At 47.3% G+C, this 26,146-nt stretch carries 20 protein-coding genes; 9 read left to right on the plus strand and 11 right to left on the minus strand.

From position 1 onward, the window contains the following. Nucleotides 1-58: 58 nt before the first annotated feature. On the minus strand, nt 59-478 hold the full coding sequence (locus AC1XUF_RS06865) for a winged helix-turn-helix transcriptional regulator (RefSeq protein WP_483340930.1): 420 nt from the start codon (nt 476-478) through the stop codon (nt 59-61). Nucleotides 479-579: 101 nt separating this feature from the next. Between AC1XUF_RS06865 and AC1XUF_RS06870 the strand changes: the two genes are divergently transcribed. Beyond that, nucleotides 580-1,323 (plus strand): SDR family oxidoreductase, encoded by a 744-nt coding sequence (locus tag AC1XUF_RS06870; protein ID WP_483340931.1) that lies wholly within the window; start codon nt 580-582, stop codon nt 1,321-1,323. A gap of 262 nt (nt 1,324-1,585) precedes the next feature. On the opposite strand, the gene AC1XUF_RS06875 is transcribed toward AC1XUF_RS06870, so the two are convergent. Both AC1XUF_RS06875 and AC1XUF_RS06880 read right to left on the minus strand, forming a co-directional pair. After that, entirely contained in the window at nt 1,586-3,328 is a 1,743-nt protein-coding gene (locus AC1XUF_RS06875; RefSeq protein ID WP_483340932.1) for a serine hydrolase, read from the minus strand. Between the two features lie 1,605 nt (nt 3,329-4,933). After that, nucleotides 4,934-6,865 carry an LTA synthase family protein gene (locus AC1XUF_RS06880; protein ID WP_483340933.1) on the minus strand — a complete coding sequence of 644 codons (1,932 nt, stop codon included), beginning with the start codon at nt 6,863-6,865 and terminating at the stop codon, nt 4,934-4,936. Between the two features lie 123 nt (nt 6,866-6,988). Between AC1XUF_RS06880 and AC1XUF_RS06885 the strand changes: the two genes are divergently transcribed. From AC1XUF_RS06885 to AC1XUF_RS06900, 4 genes are all read left to right on the plus strand, one after another. Further along, the gene (locus tag AC1XUF_RS06885) at nt 6,989-7,435 is read left to right on the plus strand and encodes an SRPBCC family protein (protein ID WP_483340934.1); all 447 of its coding nucleotides are present in this window, start codon (nt 6,989-6,991) and stop codon (nt 7,433-7,435) included. Then, nucleotides 7,422-7,745, plus strand: coding sequence for an ArsR/SmtB family transcription factor (locus tag AC1XUF_RS06890; RefSeq protein ID WP_483340935.1), 324 nt, complete (start codon nt 7,422-7,424; stop codon nt 7,743-7,745). The genes AC1XUF_RS06885 and AC1XUF_RS06890 overlap by 14 nt, the downstream gene beginning before the upstream one ends. 12 nt (nt 7,746-7,757) lie before the next feature. Beyond that, nucleotides 7,758-8,135 carry a SnoaL-like domain-containing protein gene (locus AC1XUF_RS06895; protein WP_483340936.1) on the plus strand — a complete coding sequence of 126 codons (378 nt, stop codon included), beginning with the start codon at nt 7,758-7,760 and terminating at the stop codon, nt 8,133-8,135. 62 nt (nt 8,136-8,197) lie between these two features. Beyond that, nucleotides 8,198-8,668, plus strand: coding sequence for an SRPBCC family protein (locus AC1XUF_RS06900; protein WP_483340937.1), 471 nt, complete (start codon nt 8,198-8,200; stop codon nt 8,666-8,668). Between the two features lie 58 nt (nt 8,669-8,726). Here AC1XUF_RS06900 and AC1XUF_RS06905 read toward each other — a convergent pair whose 3' ends face one another. The 7 genes from AC1XUF_RS06905 to AC1XUF_RS06935 form a co-directional block, all read right to left on the minus strand. Beyond that, complete coding sequence (locus AC1XUF_RS06905) at nt 8,727-9,761, minus strand: outer membrane protein assembly factor BamB family protein (RefSeq protein ID WP_483340938.1); 1,035 nt, start codon at nt 9,759-9,761, stop codon at nt 8,727-8,729. A 335-nt stretch (nt 9,762-10,096) separates the two neighbouring features. Next, nucleotides 10,097-10,312, minus strand: a complete 216-nt coding sequence (locus AC1XUF_RS06910) for a hypothetical protein (RefSeq protein WP_483340939.1) — start codon at nt 10,310-10,312, stop codon at nt 10,097-10,099. Beyond that, a complete protein-coding gene (locus AC1XUF_RS06915) occupies nt 10,299-11,897 on the minus strand; it encodes a sulfatase family protein (protein ID WP_483340940.1) in 1,599 nt (532 codons plus the stop codon). The genes AC1XUF_RS06910 and AC1XUF_RS06915 overlap by 14 nt, the downstream gene beginning before the upstream one ends. A gap of 129 nt (nt 11,898-12,026) precedes the next feature. Then, on the minus strand, nt 12,027-14,591 hold the full coding sequence (locus AC1XUF_RS06920) for a TonB-dependent receptor (RefSeq protein WP_483340941.1): 2,565 nt from the start codon (nt 14,589-14,591) through the stop codon (nt 12,027-12,029). A 270-nt stretch (nt 14,592-14,861) separates the two neighbouring features. Beyond that, the gene (locus AC1XUF_RS06925; protein WP_483340942.1) at nt 14,862-15,182 is read right to left on the minus strand and encodes a hypothetical protein; all 321 of its coding nucleotides are present in this window, start codon (nt 15,180-15,182) and stop codon (nt 14,862-14,864) included. An 8-nt stretch (nt 15,183-15,190) separates the two neighbouring features. Next, on the minus strand, nt 15,191-16,639 hold the full coding sequence (locus tag AC1XUF_RS06930) for an arylsulfatase (protein ID WP_483340943.1): 1,449 nt from the start codon (nt 16,637-16,639) through the stop codon (nt 15,191-15,193). Between the two features lie 22 nt (nt 16,640-16,661). Next, on the minus strand, nt 16,662-17,900 hold the full coding sequence (locus AC1XUF_RS06935; protein WP_483340944.1) for a mandelate racemase/muconate lactonizing enzyme family protein: 1,239 nt from the start codon (nt 17,898-17,900) through the stop codon (nt 16,662-16,664). A gap of 601 nt (nt 17,901-18,501) precedes the next feature. Here AC1XUF_RS06935 and AC1XUF_RS06940 point away from each other — a divergent pair. The 4 genes from AC1XUF_RS06940 (at nt 18,502) to AC1XUF_RS06955 (ending at nt 24,776) form a co-directional block, all read left to right on the plus strand. Then, nucleotides 18,502-18,921: a hypothetical protein gene (locus tag AC1XUF_RS06940; protein WP_483340945.1), complete on the plus strand. Its 420-nt coding sequence runs from the start codon at nt 18,502-18,504 to the stop codon at nt 18,919-18,921. A gap of 114 nt (nt 18,922-19,035) precedes the next feature. Continuing rightward, on the plus strand, nt 19,036-20,118 hold the full coding sequence (locus AC1XUF_RS06945; protein WP_483340947.1) for an efflux RND transporter periplasmic adaptor subunit: 1,083 nt from the start codon (nt 19,036-19,038) through the stop codon (nt 20,116-20,118). 28 nt (nt 20,119-20,146) lie between these two features. After that, complete coding sequence (locus AC1XUF_RS06950; protein ID WP_483340948.1) at nt 20,147-23,353, plus strand: efflux RND transporter permease subunit; 3,207 nt, start codon at nt 20,147-20,149, stop codon at nt 23,351-23,353. Further along, nucleotides 23,343-24,776 carry a TolC family protein gene (locus AC1XUF_RS06955; RefSeq protein ID WP_483340949.1) on the plus strand — a complete coding sequence of 478 codons (1,434 nt, stop codon included), beginning with the start codon at nt 23,343-23,345 and terminating at the stop codon, nt 24,774-24,776. The genes AC1XUF_RS06950 and AC1XUF_RS06955 overlap by 11 nt, the downstream gene beginning before the upstream one ends. Before the next feature lie 166 nt (nt 24,777-24,942). On the opposite strand, the gene AC1XUF_RS06960 is transcribed toward AC1XUF_RS06955, so the two are convergent. Continuing rightward, complete coding sequence (locus AC1XUF_RS06960; RefSeq protein WP_483340950.1) at nt 24,943-26,001, minus strand: hypothetical protein; 1,059 nt, start codon at nt 25,999-26,001, stop codon at nt 24,943-24,945. Between the last annotated feature and the right edge of the window lie 145 nt (nt 26,002-26,146).

The raw sequence follows: 26,146 nt of genomic DNA on the forward strand, positions 1-26,146 counted from the left end.
GGCTTCTAGTATGGCAAGGGATGGTCGCCAAGGAACCTGTCAGGTTGTCTGCGCGTCTTTAATCCAACCCATGAGATCGCCGCTCGCTTCTCAATTTATCCTGCAGCTCCGCAATCGCTTTCTTTTTGTTCTGCTTGATCTGGGTAAGCAATGGTCTGGGGCCGCCGTCTGGGTTGTACCTCGATCCCCACTCAAGAACTTCTACCATGACTGGCACCAGCTCGATGCCTTTGTCGGTGATCAGATACAGGAATTTCGACGCGTTTTTGGGCGAGACTACCTTCGAAACAATTCCTTCGTCCACTAACGTGTTCAACTTCTCGGTCAGTACTGCGGATGATATTTTCTCGGCTGATGCCCGAAACTCCAGAAAAGAATTTTTGCCGTTAAACATCAAGTCCCGCAAGATCAATAGCATCCATTTATCCCCGAAAATTTCCACCGAAAAATTAATGGGACAGGCTGATCTTCTCTCCATTGTTTTCATAATATTATAGTTAAAAGCAGTTTGTTTTTCAAACTACTTTTGGTAGATTTGCAGTTCATAAAACAGACTGCAAAAATAGCTAAAATTTAATTATGGACTTCACAGGCAAAAACGTCATTATTACAGGCGGAACATCAGGAATAGGACTGGCAACAGCAAAAGCATTTATTAATGCAGGTGCAAAAGTGTGGATTACCGGAAGAAGCGCGGACAATCTACAAAAGGCAGGCACGGACATAAACAGCCCGAATCTGGTTACTGTTGTATCGGATACTTCAAAACTCTCAGATATTTTGGTTCTGGAACAAGCATTTGCGGAAAGTGGAAATAAACTGGATGTTCTCTTTTTAAATGCAGCGATTGGAGTATTTGAGCCTATAGAAAAAGTCTCAGAGGCAAATTTTGACGCACAGTTCACCACCAATGTGAAAGGGCATTTCTTCACACTGCAAAAATTGCTTCCGCATCTGGCAGACGGAGCATCCGTGCTATTCACTTCTTCATCGGCTGCCACTGCCGCAACCCTGGGAACGAGCATCTATTCTGCAACCAAGGGTGCGCTGAATAAAATTGCTCAGATCGCAGCTAATGAGCTGGCAGCCCGGAAAATCCGCGTAAACCTGATTAGTCCGGGACCCATTGCTACACCGGGCTTGGACAGCGTCTTACCTCAGGAAGCACAGGCTTTCCTGGCTACCACCACCGCATTGCAAAGGCTCGGCCATCCCGATGAAATTGCAAAAACAGTATTGTTCCTGGCCTCAGATGCCGCTAGCTATATCTCAGGGACAGAGGTTGTAGCTGATGGTGGCTACCATACCTATGCATTGAAATAACAGTCAGACTGCATGCGCACTTCAAGAATCGCATCGTAGTCGTACAGTTGATTGAATTACGAAATAGTTGAAGAAGCTATTTTCTCTAAACTGAGCGGCATTTGGTCCGCTCTTGGTACGAAAGCCCTTCAGCGCAAGTTGAGGGGCTTTTGTGCCAAAATTTCACGCATATCTAGGCCTTTTTTTATCATCGAACATTTCTACGGCAACTCCTAACTACTGTCGGCAGCGAAGTACCTGAGTAATTCGCTGCAAATAGCTATTATTTTTCAACGAGATCGCAATCGGTAACCAAGCCGTCGGAGGTCAGATGGACCAGTATATATGTGTCCGGCTGATCGGACTTCAATTGGTAAGTTACTATTTCACTTACGTCGCTGTCATGACGTTGAATTCCCCGGCCTGCGACGTTTTCTGAATGAATAAAAGTCAGTGATTTCAAAGTCTCCGGCTCTCGCATTCCTCCTGCAAAATCGCGTTTGGCTCCCGAAGTAATGCCCGATGCTTCTTCTAATATTTTACCACCTTTTACCATAGCCTGCAAAGCCGCCATGATTTTGGGTGTGCGTGACGGATCAGGATCGGCATGGGTTTGATGGGCGTGGGCAAGCGGCCCGATACGTGGTACTGTTCGCTCATAGTTTTGATCATGGTCTTGGAGCGTGAAGCCAGTCACATTTCCATTGACGTCGGGACTGAAAGTCACAGATACATTCCGGTCAGTCGATGTAAACTTATTGTGAGCGACAGGCACAAATTCTTCATCAACAAAACCATCTTCTATCGTGAAAAGCCGCTGATTTTCAGCTTCAAAAGTAACAATTCGATTATTAAATAATTCATATCGACCCTCGAATGCCTTTAATGTCCGGGAATCCACATCCACCGCGGACGGCTTAGCGGTCTTTACAGGAAAACCGTCCCAGTGGTAATATTCAGCGATAAAATCAACAATCCTGCCCATCATATGCGAGTTATCATTCGCATTGATCATGATCACAATGCCTTGTCCTTTGTCCACACTAGCGGTAAGTAACGCATCAAAACCCTCGTCGCGCCCACTGTGACCGAAGCGGAGCGTAGTACTGTCACCCTGCAAAAAAACACCAAGTCCATCCCTGTTTTTCTGATCTGTCAACATTTGCCGGGTCATGGACGGGGATAATACACTTCCTGATTTTCCAGCATAAGCATTCTGAATACTAATCGCGAACCGGGCCAGATCGGACGGCGTGGTCCACAATCCCGCTGCTGCCATCTCAGGATAAATGTGCCAGCGCCCCTCCACTACACTACGATTGTTGTAGTGACCGGTTGCCGTCAATTTGGCCAGTTCCGAAGGTAAAGGTTGCTGGTAGGTACTATTTTTCATTCCCAATGGCGAAAGCACATTCTTTTTCATGAATTCCGGAAATACAGCGCCAGTCACATCCACCATCAGTTGTTGCATGACGGTATAACCGCCACCTGAATACCTCCAACGGGAGCCCGGAACAAAATCTACGCGAACCGGTGGTGTATTGGCCGGGGCCGTCCCATCCAGAATCTGCACTACCGAAGGGATCTTCGCGCCCACAGCGTATCCCGGGAATCCGTGCACGGTAAGACCTGTAGTGTGACTGAGTATCCCGCGCAGTGTAACTTTTTTGTCATTTGTAAATTCATTGTCGGGGACTTTCCAACTTTTAAGTTTTACGTTCACATTCTCATCCAGAGAGAGTTGGTGCTGTTCGACAAGGTACAAAGCGCCCATAGCCGCAACCGATTTACTCACCGAGCCTGCCTGAAACAAGGTGTTCGTCGTGACGGGCACCTTTACGTCCTTACCAATAAACCCGTATGCCTGAGCCTTCAGGATTTTTCCGTCCTGAATGATAGCCAGGGACAAACCGGGAATACCCCGCTTCTGCATTTGGCTCCGGATAAAATCGTCCAGGTCATCCGCCTGGACGTGAAACACAACTAATAGAAAGGAAAGGATCAGGAAGAGGCGTTGGTTTTTCATGGATGGTTTGGTCGAAATGGTCTTTTATCTCAATATTAAATTAGAAATCGTCATAGCCGAGGGGCCTAAGTAGCAAAATTGGGACAGTATATACGAACACAGCTCTTTTGTTTTCGAGGATCTCAACCACTGCGATGTCCACAAAGCTAAAGGTTGTTATCCTGTCGTCTGTCAATGACCTGTAAAAGAATGTTACCGAAACGTAAAAGCAGATTTTACAAATTGCTATGGATTTTAGGCTTTAAGAAGTCGGATGCACTATAACAAAACGTTGCCTATAAGACTGCCTCACAAACACTCGATTTTTGCGACAAAGGTGTTTATGATTTGTCAGATGTGTCCACAAACGAGCGACCGTCTGTTTGTATTTGTGGATTTTGACATTCAATTACAGATTGATAATATATTGAATTTTGTCAGGCGTTGGGTAGCGCTCTAAGCAATATCATTAAAATCACCTCCGGAGAAAGCGCAGACTTTCGCCTTGCGCTGGGGAGCCCATTTCTTCGATTTCATTTAAAACAACTGTATAATATAGATCAGCTATACACTACTTAATGCCTCATAACAAGGAGTAAAAACGATTGCATGAAGTGGGATCAGGGAAAAGGAGTTCAACAGGTGCAAGCCAAAGGAAAGTCAAGCATCACTTACAAAATCATCATTGATTTAAGATATAACTTGGGGAGAGATCCCGGAATTGGCGATGAATTTTTACAATATTTTGCCCGATCCGACGGAGTAATTCCAGATCATTGATTGGACTATCGGACGCAATGACGTTTACACTGGATTTTCAAAAACGCGAACATTCCGTAAAGCTTCACTTAATGCAGTTCCACAAACCTGTGGATTAATGGCTGTAACCCGACGATATACTTTCAACTCATTCCGGCAAAATCCAGCGATCGCCAGTTATGGCAAGAAAGTCGCTGCCAGCCGAAGTAATGTATAATCCCCGGTTATTGCAAACTCGCTTTTCCCGAAAAATTTCATCGAATGCAGCACGCAGCGATTTCTTTTCTTGCCAAACAAACTCTTGCCAAAATGTCAAAAACAAAGGGGTATTGGACAACCGTGTGGGGCGCCCCTACTACTTGCCCTTAACTGTTCCGACAGATTCGGTCTGTTTACCTGATGTTGAGCATCCGTCACCTTGCTCGTTTAAATCCAAATCAGCGCCTTTTTTGACCCAAGAGCGACTTGGGGTGTAAATCAGCATAAATAGAAGCATTACGTAAATCCGTTTCATGATTATTTTAATAGAGGGGTTGGTATATAACTTCCTGTGGGCAATCTTCAGAACTGATTGCAATGTGTGCCTCTCCAGCCGTAATCATGAAGAGTAATTAGGGATAACTGCCGCAACCATTCGATTGCACGGGGTGTACAAAATGCGACCGGACAGGGCGAAAATAAAGTGATTGTAACAAACATTAGGACGAGGGAGAACATTGGGTAATACTACAAATTCTTGACTTAATTACAATAAGAAAATGAAAGAAAATTCCGATGCGTCTGGATTAGCGCAAATGGTTTCCCCATATGCACGATTCAGCACCCGATCGCCATAGGGTGACCGAGAAAGAATGCGCTGAAACAATGCTATTTCATTAGCTTGTGTTGAAACTGATAGCTGGCCGTCTGGTACCAGCTGATCGCTTCATGCGTCAGCGCCTGGCTGGATTGCGTATGCAGCGCGGATCCATCGCTGAAATCAGGGATAAAGCAATCTACCTTACGCTGCGGCCTCAGGACGACCAGCGTGTCTTTTCGGATGTAGCCGAGGCTCTGATATGTACTGACAAATGCCCGCTCGCGCCCCGGTTCCAGTTTGAAAATATCGTATCCGTAGAACTTGCTTGTATACGAAAAATTGAGAAGCCCCAGGATAGTAGGCCCTAAATCGATCTGGCTCATCAGTCGCTGCATTTTTCCGGGCTTGATCAAGCCCGGCGAATAGATGAGCAACGGTATCTTGTATTTGTTTACCGGCAGGTCGGCCTTTCCTGCGCTGGAAGCGCAATGGTCGGCGACAATGACAAAGAGGGTATTTTTAAACCAGGATTTTTTCGATGCTTGCCGGATAAACCGCCCAATCGCATAGTCGGTGTATTTGACGGCGCCTTCCCTGCTGGTATGCGACGGAATGTCAATACGCCCCTCGGGATAAGTATACGGCCTGTGATTGGAAGTCGTCATGACATGGGCAAAAACCGGCTTGCCCGCTGCGAGCGTATTTTCTATTTCCTTGGTCGCCAGCGTAAAAAGATTTTCGTCGGCAACACCCCAGATGTTCTCGTAGTCGATATCCTTTTTGGCGATTTGGGTCCGGTCTGTCACTTTATAATTATTGTTTGCAAAAAAATAACCCATGTTGTCAAAGTAACCGTAACCACCATAGATGAATTTGCTTTCGTACCCTTTCTGCTCAAATACCCTTCCCATCGAAAACAACCCTTCATTTTTGGGCCGACGAACAATAGATTGGCCGGGTGTCGGCGGTGTGCAAATCGATAGTGCTTCCAGGCCCCTGACAGTGCGGGTCCCCGTTGCATACAAATTTGTAAAAAGAAGGCTTTGACCGGCCAGAGAATCCAGATTGGGGGTGATATGCTCCGTATTGCCAAAAACACCCAGGAAATCGGCGCTCAGACTTTCGACGCTAATTAACACAACATTCATCCTTTTTTCCGGGCCCTGGTTTCTGATAGTCCTCTCGATACTGAATGGATCTTCATTCACAAACCGGCTTTCAGGGGTTTTCGTCAGGGTACGAATCCGGCTGAAAGCTTCTTTTTCGGGCAACTTTTGATAGAACTGCGCATAATCCAGTTCGTTATGAAGATAAGCTGCAAAAAGTTCATAAATCCCGTTGCCCGCAAGTTCATTGACGTAGGTGTTTTCGCTGAACTGTTTGAATTTATTGCTAACTATCAAAAACAATCCTGTCAGCAAAGACAGGTAGCCGAGCATGACAAGGGACCGGATCTTGAATGAATAGCCCTGGACTTTCTTGTTGATGGCCGACCGTATCAAATACATGATGGCGGCGGTTGTCGCCAGCAGCACCGTGACAATCAGCCCAACCGGATACGACTGCTCGATGTTCCCAATGACCTCGTTGGTGTAGACCAGGTAATCCACGGCAATAAAATTGAACCGTGAGCTGAACTCATCCCAGAACACCCACTCAGAAACTGCATTGAAAAGCAGTACAAACAGCAGCAAGGAAAATATCCCATAAAGCAAAACCTGCTGCCAGCGCTTCTTCCAGAACCTGCCCGGCATCAGCCAGATGTACATCATCAGTGGGGCCACAAAATAAGCCGCGTTGACTAAGTCATAAAACAACCCTATCCCAAAGATTCCCAGCAAGTTGGCGAAAGTAAAGTCGATTGCTGAAGCAGATTTGCATAATAGGGCCAGCCTGGTAAAAAACGATAGCGCAGCCACAATGGTTACTAAACACCCAATCAGGTAATACGAATTTCTTTCAGCTGTTTTTACTGAGGTTGTTTTACGAAGCTGCATCATGATCAAAGAGGGATAGCTAAAAAGCCTGGGATAAACCTACGGCGAAAAACTGAATTTTTTCTTCAAAAATTTGCGTAACCCAAAAGTTACCCATACATTTGCGTAACTCCAAAGTTACGCATTATGGAAAAGATCATCAAGCACCATTTTTTCTTCTCACATCCGATCGAAATCGTTTGGGATTACCTCACGAAATCTGAGCTGATGGCGCAATGGCTCATGAAAAATGACTTTCAGCCGATTGTTGGGTTTGACTTTCAGTTCAGGACGAACCCTATACCGAGCCTCGATTTCGACGGGATCTTCTATTGCAAGGTATTGGAGGTACTGCCTTTCAAAAAAGTATCCTATACCTGGCAATCCGGCCCCGGCAACGGTGAGATTACGCTCGAGTCTGTTGTTGAATGGACATTGCAGCCCACGGAGCAAGGAACCCAGGTGCTCCTGGAACATAGCGGCTTTGCAAAAGAGGAAAATCTGAATTTTTACAATGGCCTCCTCAATGGCTGGCTGGAAAAATTCGACAAAATCGCCAACCTTTTAAACAGCGCACAACATGGCCATACCTGAACTTGATGTATTTCAGGTCATCGGGGATCCCAGCAGAAGGAAAATGCTGATGTTACTCTCCGAAGACAGCCTGACGATCAACAGCCTGGCCGACAATTTCGATATGAGCCGTCCTGCCGTTTCCAAACACGTCAAAATACTTCAGACTGCAGGTTTCATCTCTATACAGGATATCGGGAGGGAACGGTACTGCACGCTTAAAAAGGACGGTTTCGAAGAGCTAAAGGCCTGGATTTCTTATTTCGACGAGTTCTGGCTTTCGAAATTGAAGAAACTGGATACCCTGCTCAACAACAGATTAAACAGCTAAAATCAAAGTCCGATGTCTCCAAACAAAACAGTATTAACCACTCAGGAAGTCGCAGCGCGGTTCGACGAGCTTGCTCAGCAGGAAAAATGGTTTGAAATCCAGGACGCGTTTTTCGCGGATCACGTAACCAGTACTGACCCTCCCCATTCTCCCTATTTTGGCTACGCGGAAGGCAAAGCGGCTGTCCGCAAAAAAGGGGAAGATTTTGTAAGTAAGATCCGGGATTTCCATGGAGCGTATACAACCCCGCCTGCCGCAGCCGGTAATCACTTTGCCGTAGGACGCGGCGTAGATATCACCGTGGAAGGTTTTGGAAGAATAAAAATAGATCAGATCATGCTATATGAAGTAAAAAACGGCCAGATCGTGTCTGAGCAATTCTTTTACTGAGAAATCCTTTATTGACCAAAATACCATTCAATTGTAAAGCGCATCTTAGAAAAATCAACAAAATGGCTGCATCAGATTTTACGGTAACACTATTGTCCGACCAAACCCCGCAGGAAGTATTTCAAACGATTACCAGCGTTCGCGATTGGTGGTCTGGGTTTTACGCCGAAGAGATTGACGGCGGCACAGCAAAACTCAATGATGAATTCAGTTTTCGCGCTGCGGGCGGGGCTCACTTCACGAAGCAAAAACTAGTGGAGGTCGTACCCAACCAGAAGATAGTGTGGCTGATTACCCATAGCGAGCTTAGTTTTCTTGACAAAAAGGACGAGTGGCTGGGTACGAAGGTAATTTTTGAAATTTCAGAACTGGGCGACAAAACCCAGCTCGTATTCACCCATGAAGGCCTGACCCCGGAAATAGAATGTTATGAATCCTGTGCGCCTGCGTGGTCCCAGTATCTGCTGAACAGATTATTGCCGCTGATCAACGACAACAAAAATACCACCGAAACCAACGACGTCATCGCCTGATCAGTACTGACTTAATCTGCCACGATACCCTACGGAATAACCAGAACAGGCTGGTCCATTACATGCCCGATTCGGGCATGTAGTAGGCCTTAGCACCTTTGGTAAACAAGGTCATCGGCCCAATTCTTCCAGCATCTGACAAGACCTTTTTTCGCCAGACGATGCTCCCCGATTGGATGTTGTAACAGACCACTTCATTTCCACCAATTGTGGTATAAACCATCGTATCCGTTGCAAGTGCATAAGGGACCAGCATCAGGCCGGTATTATCTGTATAAAGGGGCCGACTCCATATGAGACTGCCATTTGAAGAGTTAAGTAGATCCAACTGGTAGGCGTAGTCACCCGCAGCGTTGTCGGTCCTGACGATTGCAGCCAGATAAATGCTTGCTGCGCTCCATGCTTTAGACACTACCCTGCCTTGCTTTGGAAAATACTGCCAGATCTTTGCGCCCGACATTTTATTGACTGCGACAATACCATCGGTTGCATTGGGATTGCCGCTTATGTAGCTGAACACTTTGTCCCCGAGAATCAAAGGGCTGTTGGAAGACTGAATGGAGGATGTTGTTTCCCAGAGTTTCCTGAAGGGGGCTGATGTGTAGGCGACCATACCATGCTCACCCTCCGACCGCACCATGTAATTGTCCGCAAAGTCCGGGTGACATTGCTGGGTATCGTAATACCTGCCGTTGTCTGTGAAACCCGTCCCCGTTGCCGGATTACCGATAATGATATCGCCTCCTCCGGGATCCAGATCGTACCGGAGCCCGAGCGATATCCGATTTTCGGTCAACAGTGCGAGGCCGTTTTCCCTGAAATCTTTTCCTCCATAGACCGAAAGCTTCTGGTTCCAGACCGGATTGCCCGAATTCGCGTCCAATGCAAAAAGCCCCTCGTTATCCTGCGTAATAATCAACCCGTTCACCGCCACCGGATAGGTCGGTTTGTGCCTGTTCAGGGATCGGCGGTTCCAGGTGATGTTTCCATTGGTGATGTTGATCGCTGACAAAGAAGCCGTTCCATCGCCCGGCACCACATATTGGTCGCCCACGATAAGGCGGCCCGCAACAGGACTTGTGCTGCCATTCAAACTGGCATAGCGCAGTTTTCCTGGTTAAGCGGCAGCGTTTGCGGGTAAGCCCGAACTGGCAGGAACAGCATCAAAAGCAGCACTTTAAATAGAACCATTGGCCGGGCCAGCATGCGGGTAACGTTGACGTACACGCTCAAATCTAAGAAAAGACCTGAAAGATTCACCCGGTTGTCGGAAGAAAAAACAACCCCTATTTTCCTATCTCGCTTTCGTTGGAAAATAGCCTGCTTTCGTGAGAAGAAAGGGATATTTCGTCAGTTCAACATTGGAGCGTACGGAAATGTGGCTAATTTTTGTCGTGTAAAAAATCCCTTTATTCAAACGCATCAACGTCAATATAGCAGTTCAAGATTCCTGACCGGACGGCTTGCATAGGCATCGCTGCCGTCGATAATGCCGCGGGCGGTGTTGACCCCGTAAACATAATCCCGCAATGTACCAGCCAGTTGCGTCCCCGTTTTCAGAAGTTCTGAAAGCCAGAAGCCCGCTAGGATCAGTGCCAGTACGGACGCGACTAATCCTTTCTCCGGACTTCTATTTTCTATCAACGCTGTGTAAAGCTTCTTCAAAATCACTCTCACTGATCCAGCCAGCCTTTATTTTTTCTCCTTTTCTAAAACGATTGTAATAGTCGCGCACTTTGGGCTCGGCGTAAGGGTATTGGTCAAAAAGAGAGCCTTTCCCTGCCATGCGCGGGTCATGCTGCTCTTTCAGCTCTTTCTCCAGTTGTACACGCAGACCGGTTTGTATTTCCCGGAATTCCGCCTTCCCAGCCAGGTTGTGCATGGCGTAAGGATCTTTTTTAAGGTCGTAAAGTTCTTCGCCAGGACGCATGCCAAACGATAATTTCCAAAATTTATCATCCCTGCCGGCCTTGCCTGCATTGAGAATGGCCGTTTTTGTGGGACTTCCATCGGTATCCATATAGCCGGTTTCCGGATTTCCCGTTGGCCAGCGGGAAGGTTCATGGTTTTTGATATAGATCAAATGATCCTTCACAATGCCACGGATCGGGTAACCCTGGTCATCCGGCCTGCCCACATCATTCCGCTCTTTTCCAATCAGCACATGGTCGCGCCCCGGCCCTCTCTCCTCCTTGAAAATATCCGTGAGAGATTTTCCCTGAACAGGTTGCATGCCGCTTTTTGCGATACCGGCCACTTCCAGAAAAGTAGGCGCAAAATCGATGAAACTTACGTAGGCCTCCACACTCCTGCCCGGGTTTTTAATACCGTTTTTCCACATCACAGCCAGGGGCAAATGATTGGAATATTCATATGCGTGTCCCTTCGCACGCGGAAAAGGCATTCCGTTGTCAGAAGTCACGACGATCAAAGTGCTCTCCAGCTCATTATTTCTGGCCAGTACGTCCAGAATCTTTTGCAATTGCTGATCAAAATATTCGATCTCGTACCCATAATCCAGCATATCGTTTCTGACCACCTCGTTATCCATCCAGAATTCCGGTACCTCGTCGATATCACCTAGCTTTTTGCCTCCCTTTGCAATGCCGGACCCATATTCGTAAGCCCTGTGAGGCTCGTGGCCACCGTACCAGAAACAGAATGGCTTATCGGCTGGGCTTTGTTTCAGAAATACTTCGAAATTACCCGCATAATCGACCGCTGAAATGGCGGTAGTAGGTGCATCCAGTTTTTTATCGTTGAAAGCGCGCCCCGTCAGTTCCCGCACTTTTCCGTTGATCTCGCCGGGATTCCCCGGCGCCCACCCTTTTCCTGTAAAACCGGTTTCATAGCCATGCTCACCCAACAGTTCGACAAATGTTTTGAATTTGCCGGGAAAATAGGGAACATGGTTGGCCGCTTCTTCCAATTGCCATGGATTTCTGCCCGTGAGAATGCACGACCGGGAAGGAGCGCATTTAGCATTGGGGGTATATGCGTTTGTGAACAGCAAGCCTTCTTTTGCGACCCGGTCAAATGCCGGCGTCTTCACCCATTTGCAGCCGTAAGCACTCAGATGCCGGAAAGTGGCATCGTCGGCAATGCAAAAGAGGATATTCGGGCGTTTCGGATCCGCAGGCGCCTGCGGATTGTTTTGTATCACAAATCCGGCGGAAGACAGTAGCAGCAGTAATGCAGAACTGATGATGAGAGAGAAACGATTCTTCAAGGGTTAGACTTCATAAGCAATGGGTGCTATAAAAAGAAAGACAGTAGCAAAACAAGTCTGCTACTATCTTTCTGTGAACCTTAATCAATGTAAGACCAACAGTAATCTACTGTCAGGCAACTCATTATCTCAATATGTAAATCGGATGGTTACTCCGTAGGTGCGCTGATCACCAACAATACCTGCATATTGTCCGGCACTTCCGGGCGCAGCCAGAAGTTGCTCGTAATAGTTCTTGTTGAACAAGTTTCTGCCCCACACGAAGAGTGTAAGCCCGTTAGAAGCCCTGAAACCCAAACGTCCGTTAGTTAGTCCGTAGCCACTAATATTCAGGAACTGTGAAGGGGAAGGGCTTGATGAAAAGCCTGACCGGTAAAATTCATCGATCCCCAGAAAGTAATTACCCTTCAGACTAATGAGTGTTCCTTTGACAGTTACTTCGCCGCCCACAGAACCCGACCATTTAGAGATACCCGGAAGTCGTCCACCAGAAACATCCTTGAAAGCCTGCGCGCCGCCCACTTCTTCCAATGGCACCGGTGCATTGGCAAAACGTACATATTTACCGTCGGTGTAGGCTACGGCTGCATTCAATGTCAGGTTCGTAAAGCGGATGTTACCATCTACTTCAGCACCTTTTACGCGTACCTTTTCCGCATTGGCAAGATACCCCCGGTTTACACCAGGCTCGGGCGTTTGCACCTGGGTCTGATAATCCTTGATGTCCGACTGGAACACTGTCACGTTCAATACTGAGTTGCGCGACAGTTTAGTTTTGATACCCAACTCCTTGTGGTCCACATATTCCGGTTTCACATTGGCCAGGTCAATCAAAATAGCGCCATTGGCAGTCGGCAGACCACCTACGTTAACACCAATTGGCTTATAACCAACAGAATAAGTTGCATATGCATTGAGATTAGCGCTCGCTTTATATTGTACCGACAGCTGTCCGGAGAAGTTGCCTTTAGCGTAATCCGTGTTAAACGACTGGTTGGTATAGACGGCGTTTTTCAGCGCGATCAAGGCTGCATCAGAAGTTTGCAACCCACCATAGGTTACCCTGTTATAATCGACAACCTTCTTGTCGTAATTATAGCGTACACCTGGCAAAACATGTATTTTATCCGTCACTGCCCAGTCGGCCTGCGCGAACACCGCCAAGCTGGTGCTCTTGATTTCGTTTGTCGTGCGAATTCCAAAATTATCGAACAGCCCCGGCGTTTTCCAAAGAGCGCTTGTTGAGCTCTGTGCAAACCGCCATTGTGCCGAGCCTGCCTCCTCGGTCTGTACGGGATCGGAAGTCAGGTCCTGCCAAAGGCCGAATAACCCTACCACACCGCTCAATTTGGGCGATATTCTTCCTGAATACCTGATTTCCTGCGACCATTGGTCATGTGCGGAGTTACCCGAAGATATAGTAAACACGGGCAGCCCGATATAATCCCTGTCATTCAGCGGCGTCCATTTCCAATACCTCCAGGCGGACGTAGAGGTCAATGTTCCATTCCCGATTTTGATGTCCGCATTCACTGAAACACCTCCCAGTTTGTTGTCGGCTTTCGAAGGCGTGTCAAGATCGACGATACGGTCGAACGCGCTTTTGTAAGGAAGGGTATAACCCAGGTCAGCTATGATGTTGTTGAACTGCCTGTAATCAGCCCTTTTCGTTTTCACGACCCCCGCAACAGGCCAGCCATAACCATTGGGTTTCTGGCTGGACATATCCCCGATCACTGTGATCTGTACATTATCGCTGGGCTGATATAAGAACTGGCCTCTGACACCGATGTTATTGATATCGTTGATCGGCAATTGCGTATGAACATTGTAAAACAAGCCGTCGCGCTGGGTACCCGTGAACGAAACGCGGGCAGCCAGTTTTTTGCTGATAGGTCCCGTAACCGATGCTTTCGCCTGGACGAAACCGAAATTACCGTAGCTCAATTCGAAATTGGCTCCGGGCGTAAAACTCGCTGCCCGGGTTGTAATGTTGAATGCACCCGCCGTGGTGTTTTTACCGAAAAGAGTTCCCTGCGGCCCTCTTAGCACCTCAACGCGTTCAATATCAATAAAGTCGAGCGCTGTGGCAGCCGGACGCGCATAGTAAACGCCGTCCACATAAAAACCTACGCCCGGGTCAACGCCGTCGTTGGTTAACCCATAAGTCGACCCCAATCCGCGGATGTTGAGGGTTGTATTTCGTGCATTGGAAGCATATAACTGTACCGTAGGCACCAGCTCTTTCAGACGGTTCACATTAAATGCCCCGGCATCTTCAGCCCTGGTTCCACCGATTACGGAAATGGGGATAGGCACGTCCTGGGCCGATTCCTGGCGACGACGTGAGGAAATGACCACGTCTTCCAGCTGCGTATTATTTAGTTCTAGCTTGATTTCAACTTTGCTTTCGTTGATCAGCACTTCCTTCTTCAGATATCCTACATAGGATACCACCAGGGTAAAAGGCAGTTTCTGACCTGTAACCAGGCTGAATTCCCCGTTTGCATCGGTGGTGGAGCCATTGGTGGTACCTTTAATGGTGACGGTAGCACCAACGAGGGCCTCATCGTTGCGGGCGTCCAGTACTTTACCCGAAACCGTTGCATTAATCATAGGGCCGTCTTGTGCGGACACAAAAAATGGGAGAAGAAGTGCTCCCGTTAAGAGGATTGATTTTAAGAATTGTTTCATGCTTTGTAATTGATGGTATCCAGTTTTGTTAATTATTTAGCGTCGTTAGGAAAGGAACTCTCCGCTCCTTTGGTATCGGTCCGGTTTTATTCAGACAAGCCAATTAGTTAATAATGAGACACCTACAACAGCAAAGCTTCATCAGCAGATTTCTTTTCATTAGGGCGATTTTTTGTTAGCAGGAACAAAGGTAAAAATTTTATATAGTATATAGACTTTATAGGATAATAAAATATGAAATAATGACAATTGCCGTTCCGGAAGGGTACTTCATTGGACCAATACCAACTCGATTGCCCTGATATCGGCAAATTTTCGCCCTTTCAGTTCCGACACCGAAAGTTTCAGCTCACCCGGTCCTTTCTCCAATTGCCATTCGCCAACCGGCAGTGTTTTAAATTCCTTTTCATAAGATTCGCCCTGCCGTTTTACGCGGTCCGGACTTGGTATGAGACCGGGATCAAAAGCTTCTGTTATTTGGCCTGAAATATGCTTTCCATTCAGCTCTGCCGTGAATGTACTTCCTACGCCGGATTCGGGGCTGGTATAGAGGACATTCACTTTATATTTCCCGGTTGTATGCAGATCCACGTTCCAGGTTACATAAGATTGCGTATCATCCCAATTGGCGATCCAGGATGAATTAGGCGCCGAGCTGCTATAAGATAGCTTTCCGGTTGGCGAGGCATGCAGGACAGCATCCTGCGACGGAAGCGTCGTCTTAGGAAATAAAGGGTAACCCACAGGGAGGGATCTTGTCGAATCGATTTCCTGGTAAGTGGCTTTGTACCAATTGTCGAGCTCCTGACCCAGCTTTTTTGCCAGCTCCGGGTTTTGAGCAGCGATATCGTTTGCTGCGTCGAGTCTTTTGAGAGATCGTACAGAGCGCCGTTCTGAAACACGTAATGGCCTTTTCTAACGCTGTGTGTTTTATTAATGGAGGAAAACAAAAGCCGCTCTGGCACATTGGCAGCCTTACCCGTCAACACTGGTTTCAGGCTAATCCCGTCCATTTTTTTTGTTCCTTTTGCCGAAATACCGGCCAGGTCTGTCAGCGTTGGAAGCAAGTCAATGTAAGCTGCATTGCCTTCCACGATTTTCCCTGCGGGGATCACTCCGGGCCAGCGGATAAAAAAGGGCACCCGCACACCGCCTTCGTCGGCCATACCTTTGCGCCCCCTCATATCGCCGTTCCAGCGCCAGGAATTCGGGCCATTGTCGGTGAGGTAGATCACGATGGTATTTTCAGCGATTTTTAATTCGTCGAGCTTTTTCAGTATCCGGCCCACATTGTCGTCGATGTTTTCGCACATTGCCAGTGCCGAAATTGTCACCTCTGTTTCTTCCTGCGTTTTTTTATGGCTGAATTGTTTAATACCCCTGGCTTTAACCCGGTCGTAATATGGGTCAGGTACCTGAAAAGGGGAATGAGGCGCATTGAAAGGGACATAGCATACGAAGGGTTTGTCCTTATTTTTTTCGATAAAACCAATTGCCTTGTCCGTCAAATCGTCGGTGATATAGCCTTTGCTCCTTACCGCCTCGCCATTGTGGTCGAGCATCGTATTGAAATAATTGGCATAATGCCCGCTCAGAAAACCATAGAATTCGTCGAAGCCACGTCCATTGGGATGATACGGATACTGGCTTCCGTTATGCCATTTCCCAAAACAACCTGTGGCGTAGCCTGCTTTCTTAAACAGGTCTGCGAAGGTCACCTCATCCAGGTTCATAAATTCCCTCGAATTGCTAACTCCCCATACGCCTGCCCGGTAATGGTAGCGCGCTGTCAGCAATCCGGCACGCGTCGGCGCACATAGCGGCGCCACATAGAAACGGGAAAACCTGGCCCCATCTCTGGCGAGCTGGTCGATATGGGGTGTCCTGACATTTGTATTTCCGTTGATGCTCAGGTCGCCCCAGCCCTGGTCGTCGGTCAGAATAAACACAACGTTCGGGCGCTTCTGGCCACTGACATTTCGTACCGAAAAGCTCAAAATAAGTAACAGGCAGAGTGCTTTCAGATTAATAAAAGTATATTTTTCCATACGCGAAAAGATCATGTTCAAATTAAACTGCATGCTTCTTCAGCAAAGTTGTATTGAGTTTGTGCCCCAGGCCCGGCGTATCGGGTACCTCTATGTAGCCTCGTTCAAATCGCTCTGCCGGCGAGAGCAAATCTGCCCGCCAGGGAACTTCGCCATAAGCATATTCGAGTATCAAAAAATTGGGGATCGAAGCGCACACCTGCACACTCGCCGCGGTCGAAATTGGTCCGCTTGGATTGTGCGGCGCCACCACCATGTTCTCTGCCATTTCGGCCTGTGCGGCTATGAACCGAAGTTCCTGGATACCACCGCAATGTTTCACATCAGGCATGATAATGTCCAGTGCCCGCGTCGTGATGATTTTGTTAAACCCCTGTCGGCCAAAAATAGACTCCCCTCCTGCCGAACCCTGTTTGATCGCGTCGGTAATCGCCTTCGTATCCTCCACATATTGCTCAGGATCAATCGCTTCCTCAAACCAGTACAAGTCCGACGGTTCCAGCCGTTTTGCAGTAGCAATCGCCAGTTCCTTATTCAAATGACTGTGCACATCGATCAGGAGGTCAATTTCTTTCCCGATGGTTCTTCTAACTGCTTCCACGCAGGAAACCGCATAGTCTATATCGGATTCGATCTGCCTCTGATCTGCTGTTTTTAATGGCTTCATGTCGTCAAATGGTGCTAGCTTGACGGCTTTAAAACCGCTTTCCAATGCGTTTTCAGCATTTTGCTGAAAAGAAGAAATCAATCGCCTCCCGCCGGCATCCCTTTCATTGGTGGCGCGGTTAATATTGGCATATACTTTCAATTTGTTCCGCAGTTTCCCACCAAGCAGGCTGTATACCGGAACGCCCAGTGCTTTCCCAGCCAGGTCCCAAAGCGCCTGCTCGATCGCGCTGAACGCCGTAATAGCTGTTTTGCCCTTTTCCGAGGCACTTTTCAATCCACGTTGCCGGAACTGTTCAATCGAAAACGGCGATTCACCTTTTACAAATCCAAAAAATGTGTTGATCTCGGCATGTAACAACGCCTCGCCGTTTTTTGCAGCGGCTGAAAATCCATGGGATGCCTCTCCCAGCCCGGTAATGCCTTTATTGGTTTTTAACTCGACAAAATGCCAGTTTCCTCGCGCGTTCACTTTGACCTGATGAACGGCAATACCGGTTATTACCAGTTTTTCGTCGGGGAAACCCAACGCAGGTATCAAGGCAGCCGGCCATAAACTGGCGGCTTTCATAAATCCTCTTCTTTTTATCGTCATTAGGCCACCATTTTGAAGTAAGTTGTATAACAGGTTAAACCTGTGGCATTTGCATCATATAGTCCCACGGGTGGCCACTAAAAAATAACATAATCTACTTAATCGATAGGCAAATAAACAAATAGTTTCCGATTTGCCAAAAGGCTTATGAATGCATTGTCTCCTGCGAAATAAGCCCGCTGATAAAAGTCTGACTACAGAAATCACAAGGCCACTAAGTAGAAGCCCTCCATGGGTACCTTAGTATATTTTCCAAGAATGTTCATTTCTTGTTTTTTTTATTTTTTTTGAACGATAAATACCAGGCGCCTTGGAGATATATGAAACCGCCTGTTACAAAATCAGCCAATCCCCGATCCTTCACATAAACGACCACAGAGCCCCGATTATCAATTGGATTTAGGAGGTTGTATCGCTAAACGTGGGAAATATTACAAAGTACTTGCGCTCGATGTCACGCATTTTAATACCTTTTTAACATGCTTTTAACACCTTATTAAGGATTATGTGCGGTTTTTGTATGCGATTATAAAAAGCTCGCTTCTATGAAAAATCTAATTTCTCCGTCAGTTAGTAGCCAGCCGGTTCATTCCACTAAGAAATGATCAAAGCGTTGAAGAAATATATTCTGCCCCTGTGCATCCTCGTGGCAACTGGATACGGCTTTTTTCCGGCCCGTTCACGTCAGGCCGATGCGCATTTTAATCAGGGAAAAGCTTTGGAGCAATCGCAGTATGCTGGATTTTGCATTTCCGATTGTCATACTTCACCTTTTGGTCATATCGTGACCGCCACAAAAGGAAAGCAAAATCATACAATTTATTCCGAAGAAAATGAAGAAGAGAACTCGGCATCCGTTTTTGCAAAAGCCTATTTCGGTCTCCGCAGTTACTTCATTCGGGTCTGTGCAGGAATACAGGCGCACTTTTTCTTTACCGTAAGAGCACATTTGCCGGTTTTTCAACACTGGTTCTACTCTTCGTCTTACAGGTCTATCATACTTCGGGTAATCAGGATATGATCCAAAACCGAACAGTATACGGGTTGAAAATACCTGCGGGCCTTTTACCAAATCCGCTTACTACCTACAAACAAATAATTAAGAAAATCATATTATACTAACTCGCAAATCATAATGAAGAGAATTCTCATGGCCATGAGCTTGTGTGCGCTATTGTTCCACACGGGCTGTGAATCCAAAAAAGAAGAAAAGGAAGAGGAAGTCCAATTCCTAGTAACCAGCCCTTTGCAAAAAGACACGCTGATTACCAAAGAGTATGTTAGCCAGATCCGCGCGATCAGTCACATTGAGCTGCGGGCTTTGGAAAAAGGTTATCTCCAGAAGATTTTTGTTGACGAAGGTCAGTCTGTCAAAAAGGGCCAGATGATGTTCCAGATCATGCCGATGCTTTATCAGGCAGAACAGCAAAAGGCGCAGGCAGAGGCCAGCTTTGCAGAGATCGAATATAAAAACACCAAGTCGCTTGCCGACAGCAATGTGGTTTCCAAGAACGAGCTGGCGCTGGCGAAAGCGAAGCTGGACAAGGCAAAAGCGGAGCTGGGACTGGCCACTGTGCATCTTGGATTTACTGAGATCCGTGCACCATTCGACGGTATCATGGATCATTTTCAAGTGCGACTGGGAAGCTTGGTAGACGAGGGCGACCTGCTGACCACACTTTCTGACAACAGTAAAATGTGGGTCTACTATAACGTCCCCGAAGCCGAATATCTGGACTACAAAACCAAGATCAGCAAGGACGGCGGCTTGAAAGTGAACCTGCTAATGGCTAACAATAAGATGTTTGATTATCCCGGAATCGTCGAAACCATCGAGGCCGACTTCAATAATGAGACCGGTAACATTGCTTTCAGGGCAACATTCCCGAACCCAAACAGGCTTTTGAGACACGGTGAAACGGGTAATATTGTCGTTAAACTGCCATTCAAGGACGCGCTTCTGATTCCTCAGAAAGCCACTTTCGAAGTGCTCGAAAAGAAATATGTGTACGTGCTGGATAAAAACAATGTAATCCGGTCGAGAGAGATCAAGATAGGAGCAGAATTACCTCACATTTTTGTCGTCAGCTCCGGTCTGAACAAAGATGACAAAATTCTTCTGGAGGGCTTGCGCCAGGTAAAGGAAAACGAAAAAATACACTCGAAATTCGTGAAGCCTGATTCTGTTATCTCCCATTTAAGTCTGTATGCCGAATAATCAGGTATTTTAAAAAGCACAAAAAGACATGTTCAATCAATTCATACGAAGACCTGTATTTGCTATCGTGATTTCGATCATGATCGTTTTTATAGGCATCCTGGCAATTGAGAAATTACCTATTTCCCAATTCCCGGACATTGCCCCGACAACCGTAAACATTTTCATTGCATATCCCGGTGCGAGTGCCGATGTACTTGTGAAATCCACGCTGATCACTCTTGAACAGGCGATCAACGGGGTGCAGGATATGCGTTATATTGCTACCGATGCAACCAGTGCGGGGGAGGCGACGCTGAGGATCATCTTCGAGCCAGGGACGGACCCCAACGTAGCCGTAATCCGGGTAAAAACAAGGGTGGACCAGGTTATGCCTCTCTTACCCGAATTGGTTCAGCGCGAAGGGGTTATCATTTCGCCGGTCCAACCCAGTATGCTGATGTACGTCAACCTCTACTCCAAAGCAGAGAGTATCGACGAGAAATTCCTGTTCAACTACGCTACCGTTAAAATGATCCCTGAGCTCCAGAGGACCAAAGGGATAGCCAGGGCGCAGATATTAGGTAGCCGCAGGTATGCGATGCGTCTGTGGTTAAACCCGGAGCGTATGCGTGCCTACAACATCTCTACAGAAGAAGTCATGAAGGCCGTTGGCGAACAGAGTATTGTGGGCCGTCCTGGCCGGATCGGTCAAAGCTCCGGTATTGCTGCCCAGTCGCTGGAATACGTACTTACCTATAAAGGCCGGTACGACAAGCCGGAAGAATATGAAAGTATCATTGTCAGGGCCAATTCAAACGGAGAAAGCATCCACCTCAGGGATATCGCCAAGGTCGAACTCGGAAGTGAGTTCTTCGATATTTATTCCAACCTCGACGGTCATGCTTCGGCGGCCATCGTATTGCGGCAAAACTATGGTAGTAATGCCAGCGACGTAATTGAAGAAGTGAAAGCAAAGCTTGCCGTCATGAGGAAAACCTTCCCGCCAGGGGTGGATTACAAAATCAGCTACGACGTTTCTAAATTCCTGGATGCATCTATTGAGCAGGTGATCGATACCCTCCGCGATGCATTTATCCTCGTTGCTTTGGTGGTTTTTGTGTTCCTTGGCGACTGGCGGTCTACTTTGATACCAATCCTCGCGGTGCCGGTATCCTTAATCGGGGCATTCTTTGTCATACAGGGTTTCGGGCTTTCCATTAACCTGATCACACTCTTCGCGCTTGTACTTGCAATCGGTATTGTGGTCGATGATGCGATTGTCGTCGTCGAGGCCGTCCATGCCAAGTTTGAGGAGGAACCGGGCATATCGCCTTACAATGCGGTAAAAAAAGTACTTGCTGAAATCAGTGGTGCGATTATCGCGATCACAGCGGTTATGGTGTCGGTATTCCTCCCGATCTCGTTTATGTCGGGGCCGGTGGGTACATTCTACCGCCAGTTCTCGATCACGATGGCAAGCTCTATCGTGATCTCGGCCCTCATCGCCTTGACGCTTACCCCGGTATTGTGCGCCATGTTGCTTAAGAATCATCATGGGCACCCTAAAAAGAAAAACCTGCTTACTAAATCGCTCGACGGCTTCAACCATGTATTTGACAAAGTGACCGGAAAATACGTTGGCTTGCTTAAAAGGATCGTCAGCCGGAGAGTTGTGACGTGGGGTGTATTGCTGGCATTTTGTGCGGGGATCGTGTATGTCAATAAAGTGTTACCCGCGGGATTTATTCCAAACGAGGATCAAAGTACGATTTATGCGATTATCCAGACACCTCCGGGGTCTACACTCGAAAAAACAAACGAGGTATCGAGACGTCTTCAGAAGATTTGCGAAGAAGTGGATGGAATTGAGTCCGTATCATCCCTGGCAGGTTATGAGATCATGACTGAAGGACGGGGTTCCAACGCCGGTACCTGTTTGATCAACCTGAAGCCATGGCACGACCGCAAGCACAATGTGAAGGAGATCATGGAAGAGCTGGAAGGATTGACGAGAGGACTGGGAGCCGTAGTCGAATTCTTCGAACCGCCGGCAATCCCGGGTTTTGGTACTTCCGGTGGTTTCTCCATGCGCTTATTGGACAAAACAACCGATACAGATTATGCGGAATTTGATAAGATCAACAAGAAATTCATGGAGGACCTGGGCAAACGTCCTGAGTTGACCGGCTTGTTCACCTTCTTTGCCGCGAATTATCCCCAATACGAATTACAGATCGACAATCAGCTGGCGATGCAAAAGGGCGTATCGATCGGAAAAGCGATGGATAACCTGAACATCATGATCGGTAGTACTTACGAACAAGGTTTTACGAGGTTCAACCAGTTCTTCAAAGTGTATGTGCAGTCCGATCCTAGTTTCCGCCGACTTCCATCCGATCTTTTAAAGCTTTTTGTTAAAAACGATGCGGGCGAAATGGTGCCTTACTCTTCATTCATGAAGCTTAAAAAAGGACAGGGCCCTAACGAGATTACCCGTTTCAACCTTTATAATTCAGCAGCGATTCAAGGTCTTCCCGCCAAGGGATATACTACTGCGGATGCGATTGGAGCGATCAGGGAAGTAGCTGCTAAAACATTGCCGACCGGTTACGACATTGCATTCGAAGGTCTTTCCTATGACGAATCGATCCGTGGAAATGAATCCCTGTATGTATTTCTGATCGTACTTGCATTCGTGTACTTCGTATTGGCCGCACAGTATGAAAGCTTCATTATTCCATTCGCGGTAGTATTATCACTGCCGGTGGGGGTATTCGGTTCTTTCCTGCTACTGAAATTGATGGGCCTGGAAAACAACATCTATGCGCAGATCGGGTTGATCATGCTTGTCGGGTTGCTGGGTAAAAACGCCGTATTGATCGTAGAATTTGCTGTTCAGAAGAGACATCAGGGAGAGACGATCCTGAACGCCGCCATCGAAGGGGCGAGAGTACGTTTCCGCCCGATCTTGATGACTTCTTTCGCTTTCGTCGCAGGTCTTATTCCGTTGATCATCGCAACCGGGGCAGGTGCCATTGGTAACCGTACGATCGGTGCATCTGCAATGGGCGGGATGTTATTCGGTACCATCTTCGGGGTCATCATCATCCCGGGATTGTACGTTATATTTGGCACGCTGGCCGATGGTAGAAAAATGATCAAAGATGAAGAGGACGGCTCATTGTCCGAGCAGTTTGTTCACGCAGTCGATGCTTTCCCTCAAACTAACGAAAACGAAAACAATGCGCATTAACAAAATATTGAACCGGCTTGGGATAGCGCTCACCGTCCTGGCCTATGCGGGCTGTAATGCGCCCATGCAGGTTCCGCAAACACCAGACAAAGCAGTACCTGTGAGCTATAACGGCTCACAGGACTCTACCAACACGGGTAAAGTTACCTGGAGAGAGTTTTTTACAGATCCCAACCTCGTCGCGCTGATCGACTCTGCAATCGCAAGAAACCAGGAGTTGAACATTACGGTCCAGGAGATCGCCATGTCTAAAAACGAAATTCAGGCCAGAAAAGGGGAATACCTTCCTTTTGTAAACCTGGGTGGAGGCGCCGGACTTGAAAAAGCACCGCGTTACACGCAGATCGGTGCGGCTGAACATGCCAACGAGATCAAACCAGGAAAAGAAATGCCTGACCCACTGCCCGACTTTGTCGTGAGCGCCTACGCCCGGTGGGAAGTGGATATCTGGCATAAACTGCGTAACGCAAAAAAAGCGGCGGTGTCCCGGTATCTGGCCTCTATCGAAGGCCGGAATTTCATGGTCACCAACCTGATCTCCGAAATTGCTAATTCGTACTATGAGCTGCTTGCGCTGGATACCCAGCTTGACATCCTGCAAAGGAACATCGAGATCCAGAGCAACGCGCTGCGGATCGTGAAAATGGAAAAGGAGGCCACCCGTGTTACTGAGCTGGCTGTACGCCGGTTTGAGGCGCAGGTACTTCACACCCAAAACCTCCAGTACGATATCCGTCAGCGGATCGTTGAAACCGAAAACAGGATCAACTTCCTGGTCGGACGTTACCCTCAGCCGGTACAGAGAAATGCCGAGAACTTCGAAACACTGGCACCCAAAGCCATGCAGGCAGGTATTCCAGCACAGTTGCTGGAGAACCGTCCGGATATCAAACAGGCGGAACTGGAACTGGCAGCAGCCAAGCTGGACATTCTTTCGGCACGGGCAAACTTCTACCCTTCCCTGGGGTTGTCGGCAAGCTTCGGTTTACAGGCTTTCAACCCGACTTACCTGGGAAGATTGCCCGAATCGCTGCTTGCAACATTGGTAGGAGACCTTGTAGGCCCGCTGATCAATAAAAATGCGATCACAGCAACGTATAACAACGCAACCGCGAAGCAGGTGCAAACGATTTTCAACTACCAGCGCACCGTATTGAATGCTTATATCGAAGTTGCCAATCAGGTATCGAAGATCAGCAACCTTGAAAAAAGCTATGATACCAAATCCAAAGAAGTACAGGCACTCAACGAGTCGATCAACATATCGAACCGCTTGTTCCGTTCTGCCCGTGCCGATTATATGGAAGTATTGCTGACCCAGCGCGACGCACTGGAATCCAGGTTCGACCTGATTGAAACCAAAATGCAGCAGCTGAATGCCACGGTCAATATCTACCGCGCATTGGGAGGCGGCTGGAATTGATTGGAAAAATGTTAAAACAAAAGCCGTCTCAAATGCTGAGGCGGCTTTTTTGCTTTTATAGTTTCAAAGTTACTATATCCTGCCTGGTTAATTAGCCCCGCCTCGAACAGCCCGCGCTTCTAAGGCGTTCAAAATATAAAAGCGACAGAAATGAAATACCTACCCGCTAAAAAGCTTTTCCCGAACCTCTTTTTTGAACCTCAACTAGATAATGCTTTACCGCGTCTTTTTTTATTTTGTCTCTCAATGCCTTTTTCAAGATCCCGTAATGCGCACGCATAAAAAGCAACTCATTGTCGTCTTCCAGATAGTAGGAAAGAATCTGCGCCCTGCTGATACCGGATTTCTCGTACCGGCCTTCGAGCCGTTTCCGTTTTGCATTCCAGATATAACTAACCTCCGTTGAACCATTGGAAATAACAGGATCTACTTCCGCGCCAAAAGGACCTGAAAACTCCTGCCGGTAAGTCATTTTAATTTTGAGCGGACGTGTCAACACTACCTCAGATTTAAATTCCAATATCCGCGCTCCCCAGGAAAATTGCTGGCTGGATTCTGCCAGTTCATTAAGGATAGGAACAATCGCATTCTGATCATATTTATAAAAGAAAAAATTAGACCACCGGATGCCGGACCCCTTCGTAAAATTCTCTTTGTAGTAAAACACAATGCTTCCGTCGTTATCGGTATAGTGTTTTAGTTCGAAGATACTGTGGTGACTGACCGTTAATTTCGAAAGCAACCGGTTATTTCTAAAAACATAAAGTTCACATTCCTGGGCAATGTCGGGGTAACCCAGCACAACAGCGAATTCGTTGAATTTCTTTTTGCTGAAACCATAATAACTGATTGGCAAATCGCCTTCTCTCCAATAAGAACTGTCAATGGAGTCATCACTGAAAAAGGCCTTTGCAGTCGTATAACTTAATTTTCCGGAAATCAATGCGTGTTTGAAAGCTTCGAATAAGTCGCCGGGGATTTCCCTGTCAATTTTGCTGATACTCCTAAAAACTGAGTCACTCATCGCAGATGCAGCGTCCATTATCGGCCGGGCCGACAGGTGGCCAACACTATCCAGAAATGCTTCCAGTTGCTTTTCGTCACTGACTGGTTTGCTTCGGAAAAGGTTATTTTTGAATAAAGGATCACGAGAAAGACAGCCCATTTCCTGAAAAAAGCTGATCAGCAGGAAAAGAACATTGACGGGCATCAATAAACGTACCATAATTTCCAAGATAGTGTGGTTGTAGAATCTGGCAAAAACCTCCTGCTTTCTCCGAGGTCTGGTCCTGGCCTCAAAAATAGGTAAATATCGGTAAATGAAACGGCGAACCATAGAAACCGAATCGGGGTTACTAAGTTGATCACTG

It is taken from the genome of Dyadobacter sp. HNCC25DJ185 (assembly GCF_056895195.1).

Coding starts and splice junctions, on each gene's coding strand:
- AC1XUF_RS06865 (WP_483340930.1), bottom strand. CDS start 478: ATGGAGAGAAGATCAGCCTGTCCCATTAATTTTTCGGTGGAAATTTTC.
- AC1XUF_RS06870 (WP_483340931.1), top strand. CDS start 580: ATGGACTTCACAGGCAAAAACGTCATTATTACAGGCGGAACATCAGGA.
- AC1XUF_RS06875 (WP_483340932.1), bottom strand. CDS start 3,328: ATGAAAAACCAACGCCTCTTCCTGATCCTTTCCTTTCTATTAGTTGTG.
- AC1XUF_RS06880 (WP_483340933.1), bottom strand. CDS start 6,865: ATGATGCAGCTTCGTAAAACAACCTCAGTAAAAACAGCTGAAAGAAAT.
- AC1XUF_RS06885 (WP_483340934.1), top strand. CDS start 6,989: ATGGAAAAGATCATCAAGCACCATTTTTTCTTCTCACATCCGATCGAA.
- AC1XUF_RS06890 (WP_483340935.1), top strand. CDS start 7,422: ATGGCCATACCTGAACTTGATGTATTTCAGGTCATCGGGGATCCCAGC.
- AC1XUF_RS06895 (WP_483340936.1), top strand. CDS start 7,758: ATGTCTCCAAACAAAACAGTATTAACCACTCAGGAAGTCGCAGCGCGG.
- AC1XUF_RS06900 (WP_483340937.1), top strand. CDS start 8,198: ATGGCTGCATCAGATTTTACGGTAACACTATTGTCCGACCAAACCCCG.
- AC1XUF_RS06920 (WP_483340941.1), bottom strand. CDS start 14,591: ATGAAACAATTCTTAAAATCAATCCTCTTAACGGGAGCACTTCTTCTC.
- AC1XUF_RS06930 (WP_483340943.1), bottom strand. CDS start 16,639: ATGGAAAAATATACTTTTATTAATCTGAAAGCACTCTGCCTGTTACTT.
- AC1XUF_RS06935 (WP_483340944.1), bottom strand. CDS start 17,900: ATGACGATAAAAAGAAGAGGATTTATGAAAGCCGCCAGTTTATGGCCG.
- AC1XUF_RS06940 (WP_483340945.1), top strand. CDS start 18,502: ATGATCAAAGCGTTGAAGAAATATATTCTGCCCCTGTGCATCCTCGTG.
- AC1XUF_RS06945 (WP_483340947.1), top strand. CDS start 19,036: ATGAAGAGAATTCTCATGGCCATGAGCTTGTGTGCGCTATTGTTCCAC.
- AC1XUF_RS06950 (WP_483340948.1), top strand. CDS start 20,147: ATGTTCAATCAATTCATACGAAGACCTGTATTTGCTATCGTGATTTCG.
- AC1XUF_RS06955 (WP_483340949.1), top strand. CDS start 23,343: ATGCGCATTAACAAAATATTGAACCGGCTTGGGATAGCGCTCACCGTC.
- AC1XUF_RS06960 (WP_483340950.1), bottom strand. CDS start 26,001: ATGGTACGTTTATTGATGCCCGTCAATGTTCTTTTCCTGCTGATCAGC.